Annotated in this window: 11 protein-coding genes and 2 pseudogenes; 9 read left to right on the top strand and 4 right to left on the bottom strand. The window is 67.5% G+C overall.

Translation table 11 applies throughout. From position 1 onward, the window contains the following. Positions 1–179: 179 nt before the first annotated feature. Positions 180–627, top strand: a pseudogene (locus tag ACIBAG_RS43285) (polymorphic toxin-type HINT domain-containing protein); the annotation flags it as partial. Positions 628–1,052: 425 nt separating this feature from the next. Next, positions 1,053–1,727, top strand: a complete 675-nt coding sequence (locus ACIBAG_RS43280) for a hypothetical protein (RefSeq protein ID WP_399113334.1) — start codon at positions 1,053–1,055, stop codon at positions 1,725–1,727. A gap of 74 nt (positions 1,728–1,801) precedes the next feature. Here the strand turns inward: ACIBAG_RS43280 and ACIBAG_RS43275 are convergent. From ACIBAG_RS43275 to ACIBAG_RS43260, 4 genes and pseudogenes are all read right to left on the bottom strand, one after another. After that, positions 1,802–2,122, bottom strand: a pseudogene (locus tag ACIBAG_RS43275) (tyrosine-type recombinase/integrase); the annotation flags it as partial. 25 nt (positions 2,123–2,147) lie between these two features. After that, positions 2,148–2,375 carry a hypothetical protein gene (locus ACIBAG_RS43270; RefSeq protein ID WP_399113332.1) on the bottom strand — a complete coding sequence of 76 codons (228 nt, stop codon included), beginning with the start codon at positions 2,373–2,375 and terminating at the stop codon, positions 2,148–2,150. A gap of 116 nt (positions 2,376–2,491) precedes the next feature. Next, a complete protein-coding gene (locus ACIBAG_RS43265; RefSeq protein WP_399113330.1) occupies positions 2,492–2,674 on the bottom strand; it encodes a DUF397 domain-containing protein in 183 nt (60 codons plus the stop codon). Positions 2,675–2,681: 7 nt separating this feature from the next. Further along, on the bottom strand, positions 2,682–3,533 hold the full coding sequence (locus tag ACIBAG_RS43260) for a helix-turn-helix domain-containing protein (RefSeq protein WP_399113329.1): 852 nt from the start codon (positions 3,531–3,533) through the stop codon (positions 2,682–2,684). Positions 3,534–3,766: 233 nt separating this feature from the next. Between ACIBAG_RS43260 and ACIBAG_RS43255 the strand changes: the two genes are divergently transcribed. The 7 genes from ACIBAG_RS43255 (at position 3,767) to ACIBAG_RS43225 (ending at position 10,973) form a co-directional block, all read left to right on the top strand. Continuing rightward, entirely contained in the window at positions 3,767–4,234 is a 468-nt protein-coding gene (locus tag ACIBAG_RS43255; RefSeq protein ID WP_399113327.1) for an ATP-binding protein, read from the top strand. Positions 4,235–4,405: 171 nt separating this feature from the next. Continuing rightward, entirely contained in the window at positions 4,406–5,503 is a 1,098-nt protein-coding gene (locus tag ACIBAG_RS43250; RefSeq protein WP_399113325.1) for a hypothetical protein, read from the top strand. 261 nt (positions 5,504–5,764) lie between these two features. Next, entirely contained in the window at positions 5,765–7,147 is a 1,383-nt protein-coding gene (locus tag ACIBAG_RS43245) for a nitrate/nitrite transporter (protein ID WP_399113324.1), read from the top strand. A gap of 148 nt (positions 7,148–7,295) precedes the next feature. Continuing rightward, the gene (locus ACIBAG_RS43240) at positions 7,296–8,447 is read left to right on the top strand and encodes a uroporphyrinogen-III synthase (RefSeq protein ID WP_399113323.1); all 1,152 of its coding nucleotides are present in this window, start codon (positions 7,296–7,298) and stop codon (positions 8,445–8,447) included. Between the two features lie 255 nt (positions 8,448–8,702). Beyond that, a complete protein-coding gene (locus ACIBAG_RS43235; RefSeq protein ID WP_399113321.1) occupies positions 8,703–9,299 on the top strand; it encodes a CGNR zinc finger domain-containing protein in 597 nt (198 codons plus the stop codon). Positions 9,300–9,618: 319 nt separating this feature from the next. After that, on the top strand, positions 9,619–10,140 hold the full coding sequence (locus ACIBAG_RS43230) for a sigma-70 family RNA polymerase sigma factor (protein WP_010039908.1): 522 nt from the start codon (positions 9,619–9,621) through the stop codon (positions 10,138–10,140). After that, the gene (locus ACIBAG_RS43225) at positions 10,140–10,973 is read left to right on the top strand and encodes an anti-sigma factor family protein (protein WP_399113319.1); all 834 of its coding nucleotides are present in this window, start codon (positions 10,140–10,142) and stop codon (positions 10,971–10,973) included. Before ACIBAG_RS43230 ends, ACIBAG_RS43225 begins: the two co-directional genes overlap by 1 nt. Positions 10,974–10,991: the final 18 nt, after the last annotated feature.

The following is a 10,991-nucleotide window of genomic DNA, read 5'->3' as shown; positions in this document are numbered from 1 at the left end:
CCACGGTGCTCCTCCCCGACCCGAAAGCGTGGCGGGACTGCTTCTCCGGCTCCGGAGCAAGCAGCTGCATCATCGCGGGAACGGACCTCCCCCTCCTCAAAGCCCTGAAGCTGGTCCCGGACTCGGTGATCAAGAAGGGCGCCGAAGCGGTCGAGGGATGGCTCAAGAAGACACCCAAGGGATGCAAGTGCTTCCTCGCCGGCACCGACGTCCTCATGGCAGACGGCACCAGCAAGGACATCGAGGACGTCGAAGTCGGCGACGACGTCCTGGCCACCGACCCCGAAACCGGCGAGTCGGGCCCCAGGAGAGTCACCCGCCTCATCGTCACCGAGGACGACAAGCACTTCAACGAGCTGTCCATCGCAACAGAGGACGGCATCGACAAGCTGACCGCCACGCACGAGCACCCCTTCTGGTCGCCGTCCGAGCGCGAGTGGATCGAAGCGCGGAATCTCAAGCCGGGCATGACACTGCTCACCGACGAGGGCGACACCGTCATCGTCACCGGTAACCGCTCCTTCACCAAGCACGCCCGTACGTACAACCTCACGGTTGATGATCTGCATACGTACTATGTGCTGGCGGGCGAGACTCCGGTTCTTGTTCATAATTCGAACTGCCCGTCAGGGAAAGCGCCGCGCACGCCTGACGGGAAATTCGCAAAGCGGAATGGAGAGCCGGGAACGGACGGCTCTCTCGATGAGCGAACCGTCATGGATCAGCTCGAATTGGATGGTGCTCGAATCATCCGAGGTCAGGTCTATGTGCGGGTTCCCGGTTTTCCGCTGCGGAAATATGACGGAGCGGTTGAGGTCGACGGGCGCTGGCTCGGAGTGGAGACAAAGGGGGGATCTTCACCCCTGACCCCTCCGCAGAGGAGATTTGACGACTGGCTCAATACGCCGGGGAACTCGGTCACAATTAGCGGAGGTATTACCCTAGATGGGACCTTCAATGCTTGGGTTCCTCGCTGATTGTCCGGGGCAGCCTGTCTCTGTAGGCTGCCCCCGACAGCGCTGGCAGGGTGTTCCCGCTACAGGAGTGATCTCATGAGCTTTGATCTTGGATTTTGGTGGGAGGAGCAGTCTATTTCCCCCGCCGAAGCGGCCCGAAAGTATGGAGCCATGGTTGAGGGTGGCGCTGGCATCGCGGATGAGCACCCCGCGTTGGAAAGGTTCTATGCTGAGCTGACCACTCGTTTTCCGGACTTGACGGAGGAGAACTTCGAAGTCTCTCCGTGGGCGGCGCCCTTGTACCGGACTAGCGAATGCCTGATCGTCTCGATCTCGTATCCGCGGCAGTCGGAAACTTCCGAGTACTTGCTAGGGCTAGCCAGTAGGAGTGGGGTAACTTGTTACGATCCGCAGTCCGGTAAGGTTTATGTCCCGAAAGGTGGAAGCTCGGCAACGCTGGAACTTGCCGAGGGATCTGTTATCGACGATCCAAGCCAAGGTGACGTGATCCAGGCATTGGGTGAACTTTCACCGGAAGACTGGTATGCCATCCTTGAAACTCGGCCAGGCTGGTTCATTCAAGTGGGGTTTGGCGTTGCTGCGGGAGTGCCCGCTGGGGCATATGCCCTGGAGTTCAAAGAAGGGGCCGAGGACAAGCATTTCCGGGCCGTAGTTGGAGATCTTGCAACAGTTATTGACGCCTTTCGGAGATTCTTGTCAGGGGATACGTCCTGGCGTGCTGGACTCCAGTTCTCCCGCGTTTCTTTCTGAGAAAAGTCTGGTTGAGAACGGTATTCCGCACAGTAAGTAGAGATGGGCCCCTTCCGAAGATCGGAAAGGGCCCATCAGCCTCTTGACGGCAAGGTGACGGCAACGTCAGCGGACGACCGCTGCGGCAGGTGGGTGCCGATGGCGTCACGTTGGAGTCGGAGTCGGACGTGGGCGTAGACGCCGGCGGTGACGCCGATGTTGGCGTGGCCGAGGAGTTCCCTGATGGCGACGAGGTCGACGCCTTGCTCCAGAAGCAGGATTGCCCGCGAGTGCCTGAGGTCGTGGAAACGGATGGTCCGAAGTCCTGCTCTACGAAGGAGCCGACGGAAGCGGCGCGTGAGGTTGGTCGGGTCGAGAGGGCTCCCGGACGTGGGGGTCGTGAATACGAGGTCAGTCTCCGCCCACCCCGTTCGATCGACCTCAAGAGTCCGCACTGTCACCGCTCTTCACCTCCGGGAAGAACTGCACCATCCGCTTCGGGATCTCGATCACGTCCTCGTGGTCTGGAAGGTCCAGATGCGAGCGCCCGGCCTCGTCGACCACCTTCCAGCCCTGTACCAGGAAGGTGCCCTTCTCGTCGTCGAGGTAGATGGTGGGTGACTTGCCGTCCGGGCTCTCGGGATCCTGGCCAAGTTTGATCAGAGCCATTGCCGCCTCCCCTGCCGCTGGGCGTCTTCGCTCGATCTTGGGACCAACGGTCCGGCAGAGGCCAGGAACTTACAAGAACGTGCGCCCCTGATCACCCGAGCGAGTGTGCCTCGTGCTCAGAGCCTCGCGTCCACGGCGTGCGCGAGGAAGTCCGCCCAGGTGGTGGGTGGGAATGTGAGGTGGGGGCCGGTGGGGGTTTTGGAGTCGCGGATGTGGATGGTGGTGGGGGTGGTGGCTATCTCGACGCAGTTCGAGGCGTCGGGGCTGTAAGTGGACTTCTTCCAGTGGAGTTCGGACACGGTTACCTCAGACGGTCTGGGCGATGCGGTGGATCAGGTCACGGGACTCTGCGGGTTTGAGGGCGTTCGCCTCCATGCGGTCGAGTACGAGGCGGTACTTCTCCAACTGGGCCTCCGCGTCCAGGAACTCGCAGCCGTGGTGGGTGTCCAGTTGAACAGTGTCGAGCTGCGGAACCGGCCCCGCCAGATAGTCGACGGACTGTCCGGTGCCGGGAAAGGAGCCCTTGCCGAAAGGGATGACCCTTACGGTGATGTGGTCCAGCTCGCTCAAGTCCAGGAGGTGCTGGAGCTGACCGCGCACGGTGGCGGGGCCGCCGTACCCCATGTGCAGCGCGCACTCGTGGATTACTGCCGTGTACGGGGGCGGGTCTTCGCGGTGGAGGATCCCCTGTCGCTTGATCCGGTGGCTGACGCGGTGTTCGATCTCGTACTGCCGCAGTTCAGGCACCGCCTCCTTGAAGAGGGCACGGGCGTGGTCGGTCGTCTGGAGCAGAGCAGGGATGTGAATGACCAGGGCGACGCGCAGGGCTGCGGCGTGGTGTTCCAGCTCGGCGAGGTCGATGAGGCCGGCCGGCAGGTGATCGCGGTAGCTGTCCCACCAGCCGCGCGTCTGGCGTTGCGCCATCGCGGCAAGGGCATCCACGAGGCGGGGATCTCCGCAGTCGTAGGCGCGTGCGAGTGAGCGGACGCGGTCGGCACTGAGGGGGCTGCGCCCTGTCTCGATCATGCTGACCCGCCCTTGGTTGACGCCGAGCTTTGCGGCTGCGCCGGTGGCCGTCAGCCCCCCTCGCTCGCGAAGCTTGCGCAGCTCAGCGCCCAGACGCCGTTGTCGCAGGGTGGGTGTGCTGACGGGTGGCACGGGGCCTCCTTTCCGGCCGCGGAGCGGCGCTCGTGTACCTCACACGAGGTAATCGCTGATGCATTTCCCAGGATTCACTGAGAAGTATCTCAATAGCGCGCTAGCGTAGCGCTACATCGCCCAACTCCCCGCGCCCATAAGCCGGAAGCGCACCAACCCAGGCAATGCCACCGCCCGGCACGGCAGTTGAGCGCACCCAAGCCCCCCTCCCTGTGAGACTCCTGGAGGTTTCCATGCGCACCGTATCCCCGGCCGACACCTGGGTGTACGCCCTCCGCCTGCCCCACGACCCCCGCGCGGCACGGGTCGCACGTATGACCGTGCGGTCGGTGCTGAGCGGCCACGGGAGACTTGAAGTCCTGGACGTCGTCGAGCTGCTGGTCTCCGAGATGGTCTCGAATGCCTACCGGCACGCCATCGGCCCCGCGTCCCTGCGCCTGACCGCCCTGAGCGACGGGCGACTGCGGGTCGGCGTCTGGGACACGAGCCCCTACATCCCCGCCCCTTTCGATCAGCCGCCCGGCATTCGCCGCCCGCCCGCACCGGCGGACGCCCTCGGTGGGCGTGGGCTTCTCCTCATCCAGGAGTACGCCGACTGTTGGGGCGGCGTAGCCCTCGGTGACGGACTTCTCGACCGGGGTGCGGGGAAGCTGCTCTGGTTCGAGGTGGGTGGGAGGCCGGGGCGGGACGTGGCCGCATGATCCGCAAACCGGCACAGCAACCCTGCGGCAAGGTTCCACCAAGATCCTGTGAAGCACGCCCACCCACGTACCGACTGTCAGACCCCCATGGAACACTGGCCGAGTTGCGCAAGTGAACGGGGTGGCCCAAGGGGCCGAGTGGCCCAAGGGGTCGGTGGGGAGCGGACGGCGATGAGCAAGCGGCAAGTGCAGAAGATGCTGCAGTTGATGGCGAGTGGGGAGCCCGTCGAGCTCACCAGCCCGCTGGCCTCGGTGAAGAAGCTCGCCACGCTCGCCTTCATCGCCCAGCAGTTCGGGTACGAGTACGTGGACGTACGGCAGAGCGCCGGGCGCAACAACGCGCTCGTCATGCTGATCGCACCCGACCCCAGCCCCCACGCCCGCGCCCGCGCCGCGCAGAACTGGGCGCAGTACCCGAACGCCGGAGACGGGGTGTCCGTACCGCCCCTGGTGCCCGACGCCTTCGAGCTCCTCAAGGCCCGCATCAACTTCGATCTCACCGGCAAGAGCGCCGAGAAGCGGATGGGCTACGGGGCCATCGGCCTGACCATCGGCGCCGGCATCATCGGATTGCGGCTCGGCGGGGACGCCGGTGCCTGGCTCACGGCGTTCATCACGTGGGCGCTCTTCATGGCGATCATCGGCTTCGGCTTCGTCTTCAACCGCAAGCGCAACGCCAAGTTCGCGGCCCGCCTGCAGGCAGCCGGGTTCACGCCGGTCACCGACGAGACCGGGCGGGTGCGCTACCTGCCGCCCGGCGCACAGCTGCCGGGGCACGGCAACCCCTTCGCGGCCGGACCCTACGGCCACCAGGCCCCGGCCCCCGCTCCCGCTCCGGGCGCCCCGGCCGGTTACGGGCAACAGGCCCCCGGGCCGTACGGCCAGCCCGCGGCGCCCGTGCCGACGCCCGGTGCGTACCCTGCCCAGCCTGCCGCCCCGGCGCCCGGGCCTTACGGTGCCCAGCCCGCGGCTCCGGCACCCGGGCCTTACGGCGCCCAGCCCGCCGCCCCGGTCCCCGGTTCATACGGCAACCAGCCCGCTCCGGCTCCCCACGGCGCTCCCCAGACCCCGGGCCCGTACGCCACGCCGCAGCAGCCCCAGCCCCAGCCTCAGCCCCAGCCCCACTCGCCGTACGGCCAGCCCCAGCCGCCCCACGCCCAGCCGCAGCCCCCCTACCCGCCACAGCCCCACCCCCAGCAGCAGGGCCCCCAGCAGCCCCAGCCGCCCCACCGCCAGCAGAACCCCCACTGGCAGCCCCCGCAGCGCTGACCCGTCCGTGCACCCTTCGCCCCATATATCCTTCCTCCCTGGGGCCATCTCCAGCTGGCCCTCCAACCAGCCCCACATCCCGCCCGCGTACAGCGACGTACACAGGGACGACGCACACAACCTCTCATCGGCCCTCCCCGCAGGGTGAGAGCAAAGTTCCTTTCCGGTCACCCGGTGCCACAGACCGGAAACGCGCCCTCCCTACCTTCGGGACCAGCCACTCGAAAAGCGCGACCGAGCCCCGAAGACCGTGGAGGCGTCATGACAGCCCCTAGCACAGCCCCCGCCTCGAGCAGGGGAGGCCGCTGGATAGACCACTGGGACCCCGAGAACGAGACCTTCTGGAACGAGACCGGTGAGAAGGTAGCCCGCCGGAACCTCTTCTTCTCCGTCCTCTCCGAGCACATCGGGTTCTCGATCTGGACCCTGTGGTCCGTGATGGTGCTCTTCATGGGCCCGGAGTACGGGCTCACCCCCGCCGACAAGTTCACGATCGTCTCGATGGCCACGCTCGTCGGCGCCATCGTCCGCGTGCCCTACACCTTCGCCGTCGCCATCTTCGGCGGCCGGATGTGGACGGTGATCTCGGCGAGCCTGCTGCTCCTGCCGACGGTCGCCGCCTTCGCCGTGATGGAGCCGGGGACGTCGTTCACCACATTCCTGCTGTGCGCGATGCTGGCCGGTGTCGGCGGCGGAAACTTCGCCTCCAGCATGACCAACATCAACGCCTTCTTCCCCCTCCGTAAGAAGGGGTGGGCGCTCGGGCTCAACGCCGGCGGCGGCAACATCGGCGTGCCCGTGGTGCAGCTCGTCGGCCTGGCTGTCATCGGCGCGAGCGCCGGCCCGCGCGTCCTGCTCGGGATCTACATCCCCTTCATCGTGATCGCCGCCGTCCTCGCCTGGCTCAAGATGGACAGCATTTCGTCCGTCAAGAACGACACCGGCGCCGCCAAGGACGCCGTGAAGGACGCCCACACCTGGATCATGTCCTTCCTCTACATCGGCACCTTCGGTTCGTTCATCGGCTACAGCTTCGCGTTCGGGCTGGTCCTTCAGACCCAGTTCGGCCGTACGCCGCTGCAGGCCGCCTACGTCACCTTCATCGGCCCGCTGCTCGGCTCCCTGATCCGCCCCCTGGGCGGCGCCCTCGCCGACCGGTTCGGCGGCGCGAAGATCACGCTGTGGAACTACGTGGGCATGGGCGTGGCGACCGCGGTCATCATCGTGGCCTCGATGCAGAAGTCGCTGGCGCTGTTCACCACCGCGTTCATCGCCCTGTTCATCCTGTCCGGCGTCGGCAACGGCTCGACGTTCAAGATGATCCCCGGCATCTTCCACAACAAGGCCCTCGCCAAGGGGCTCACCGGTGACGCGGCCGCCGCCTACGGCCGCCGGCTCTCCGGCGCCTCCATGGGCCTCATCGGTGCGGTGGGCGCGCTCGGCGGGCTCGGCATCAACCTCGCCTTCCGCCAGTCCTTCCTCACCGTGGGCTCCGGCACCGGCGCCTTCGTCGCCTTCCTCGCCTTCTACGGCGTCTGCTTCCTGGTCACCTGGGCCGTATACCTTCGCCGCCCGGCGGCCTCCGAGACCCACGCCACATCGGCAACCGAGGCAAAGCCGCAGCTCAGCTACGCCGAGGTGTGACGTAACACTGCCGACATGAAGCCGAACCGAGCCTGTCACGCACCGTTGACAGGCTCGATCGGCATGCAGGTGCAAGCCCCATCGGAAGTAGCCACCCGGTGTGCGATCACCTGGCCAAGCACCACAACTCGAGTGCGGGACGAGAGTTATGTACGACGAACAGCAGCAACCGGAACACGGGCCGCTCGCGGGATTCACCGTGGGCGTGACCGCCGCGCGCCGGGCCGACGAGCTCGGGGCGCTGCTTCAGCGTCGCGGCGCCGCCGTTCTGCATGCCCCTGCCCTGCGCATCGTGCCGCTCGCCGACGACAGCGAGCTGCTCGCCGCCACCAAGGAGATCATCCAGCGGACGCCGGACGTCGTGGTCGCCACGACCGCGATCGGCTTCCGGGGCTGGATCGAGGCCGCCGACGGGTGGGGACTGGGCGAGGACCTGCTGGGTCGGCTGCGCGAGGTCGAGATCCTCGCGCGCGGGCCCAAGGTCAAGGGCGCGGTACGGGCCGCCGGGCTGACCGAGGACTGGTCGCCGTCCAGCGAGTCCATGGCCGAGGTGCTGGACCGGCTGTTGGAGGAGGGCGTCGAGGGGCGCCGTATCGCCGTACAGCTGCACGGTGAGCCGCTGCCCGGGTTCGTGGAGGCGTTGAAGGAAGGGGGAGCGGAGGTGCTCGGGGTACCGGTCTACCGGTGGCTCCCGCCGGAGGACATCGGCCCCGTCGACCGCCTGCTGGACGCCACGGTCTCCCGCGGCCTGGACGCCCTCACCTTCACCAGCGCCCCGGCCGCGGCGTCCCTGCTGTCGCGGGCCGAGGAACGCGGGCTGCTGCCCGAGGTACTTGCCGCCCTTCACCACGACGTCCTTCCCGCCTGCGTCGGCCCGGTCACCGCGCTGCCGTTGCAGGCCCACGGCGTAGACACGGTCCAGCCCGAACGCTTCCGGCTCGGGCCGTTGGTCCAGCTGCTGTGCCAGGAGCTGCCCGGCCGTGCCCGGTCGCTGCCGATCGCGGGGCACCAGGTGGAGATCCGGGGCCATGCGGTTCTGGTCGACGGGGCGCTGCGGCCTGTGCCGCCCGCCGGTATGTCCCTGCTGCGGGCCCTGTCCCGGCGGCCGGGCTGGGTGGTGGCCCGGGCGGACCTGCTGCGGGCGCTGCCGGGCGCCGGGCGCGACGAGCATGCGGTGGAGACGGCGATGGCTCGGCTGCGGACGGCTCTGGGGGCGCCGAAGCTGATCCAGACGGTGGTGAAGCGGGGGTATCGGCTGGCGCTGGATCCGGCGGCCGACACGAAGTACGCGGACGTGTGAGTGAGGCACCCGGCGTTGGTGAGGCACCCGGCGTTGGTGAGGCACCCGGCGTTGGTGTCGCGCCCCCGCTGGGGGCTTGCCCCCCCCAGACCCCCGCTTCGGCCTTAAGGGGCCTCGTCCTCAAACTCCCCCAGAGGGGGCCCGAGATGGGCTGGGATGTGCGACCGGTACGAGGGGTTCCTGCCTCGCATGCGGGCAGGCACTGTTAGAGGGAACGGTTCCCCCAGCGGGTGACCCCTAGGCGGTGACAGGCACATGGCACTGGGTACGGCCACGGACGCGTACGAGCTGCGGTTCGACGCCGGGCGGATCTGTCTGGATCTCCTCGCGACCACACATCCCGAGGAACATCTGGACTCGGTCGAGGTGTTGTGCGCCTGGATCACCGGCGCCGGCCTCGTCCCACCGGGCACCCCGCTCGCCCACGCCGACGCCTCCTGGCTCGTCGCCTTCCGTGAACTGCGCGGACGCCTCGGGCAGTTGGTGCGGGGAGGTCTCACCCCCGAGCCCTGGCCGTCGTACGACATCGCGCTCGCCCGGGTGAACGACATCGCCCTCGCCGCGCCTCCGGCACCCCGCGCCGTACGGAGTGAAGACGGCACCCTCGTGCGCGAGTTGGACGGCCCGCCCGAGTGCGGCGCCCTGCTCGGGGCCGTCGCCCGGGATGCCGTGGAACTGCTCACCGACCCCGTCGCGCGGGCCGCGCTGAGGGAGTGCGAGGGCGACAACTGCCCGATCGTCTATCTCGATACGTCCCGGGGGCGCAGGAGGCGCTGGTGCTCCAGTGAGGTCTGCGGGAACCGCGAAAGGGTCGCCCGGCATCGCCGGCGAGCGGCCCTCGCCCGCACCTGACAGTCCGTTATGCGGCTTCTGTGGCTTGGCTGTCGAAGTGATTTCGATTACATCTCGTTTACCTACGCACCCGTAGGGAAGCGGCGGCTCGATCTTGTCGATGTGGTGGAAATGTAAAGATCGCACGGTGGGAATGTGCTGCCATGTCCCCCTCGTCACGTCACTCCGAAGAAAACTGTCGCCTCACTTTGAACACTCAACGCGCCGCTTGCGTACGGGTGGTCGAGCGACCGACTGGGGGAACCCCCGGACATCGGAGGTGGGCGTGCGCAAGGATTCCGTCGTGGCCAATGAACGTGGATCGAGGGCCCGACATCGCATGTCCCAGCCCTCGGAACCTGATGAGGAGCTGATGCGTGCGCTGTACAGAGAGCACGCCGGACCCCTCCTCGCGTATGTCCTTCGACTGGTCGCCGGTGATCGGCAACGAGCAGAGGACGTCGTGCAGGAGACGCTCATCCGTGCCTGGAAGAACGCCGGACAGCTCAATCGAGCGACCGGATCGGTACGCCCCTGGCTGGTGACGGTCGCGAGGCGCATCGTCATCGACGGCCACCGCAGCCGGCAGGCCCGGCCGCAGGAGGTCGATCCGTCGCCGCTGGAGGTCATCCCCGCGGAGGACGAGATCGACAAGGCGCTGTGGCTGATGACGCTGTCGGACGCACTCGACGACCTGACCCCCGCACACCGGGAGGTGCTGGTCGAGACGTACTTCAAGGGGCGTACCGTCAATGAGGCGGCGGAGACGCTCGGCATACCCAGCGGCACCGTCCGCTCCAGGGTCTTCTATGCCCTGCGGTCGATGAAGCTGGCTCTGGAGGAGCGGGGGGTGACGGCGTGATGAGTGTTTACGGGGGAAACCAGGGATTCGGGATGGGCGGTTCGGGTATGTCTGGACCCATGACGGGACATCCGGTTCCGAGCGAGCACGAGACCGTCGGCGCCTACGCCCTCGGAATCCTCGACGACGCAGAGGCAACCGCTTTCGAAGCACACCTCGCGACCTGCGAGTGGTGCGCCCAGCAGCTGGACGAGCTCGCCGGGATGGAGCCGATGCTGGCCGCGCTCGCGGACATGCCCGGTTCCGGCTCGCCCGCGATCGGCGAGTCCCTGTCGGCGAAGCCCAGCCCGCGGCTGGTGAACAAGCTCGTCGACGAGGTCGCCGAGCGCCGCGCCCAGAAGCGCCGGCGCAGCTTCTACCTGGTGGCCGCGGCGGCCGCGCTGATCGTCGGCGGTCCGTTCGCCGCGGTGGCGGCCAGCGGCGGCGACTCGGACAGCGGCGGTACCGGCACCAACCAGACGGTCGCGGCCAACCCCGCCAAGGACCTGTTCACGAACATCAAGGACAAGGTCTCCGGCACCGACTCGACGACCGGCGTCACCGCCACCGTCGCCATGTCGGAGAAGCTCTGGGGCACCGAGACGGCCCTTGAGCTCAGTGGGGTCAAGGGGCCGCTCAAGTGCTCCATGATCTTCGTCAGCAAGGACGGCGAACGCGAGACGGCCGCCTCCTGGTCCGTCCCGAAGTGGGGTTACGGCATCCCGGACGCCAAGACCGAGCAGGCCAGGAACCCGCTCTACATCAGCGGCGGCGTGTCCATGTCCCCCGACCAGGTCGACCACATCGAGATCATGGACTTCGACGGGAACAAGCTCGCCGAGGTCGACGTATAGCCGTGCCGTAGCTTTTCC

Origin of the sequence: Streptomyces sp. NPDC051243 (genome assembly GCF_044455405.1) — a bacterium.
GTDB lineage: Bacteria > Actinomycetota > Actinomycetes > Streptomycetales > Streptomycetaceae > Streptomyces.
This window is presented reverse-complemented; position numbering and strand designations above follow the sequence as displayed.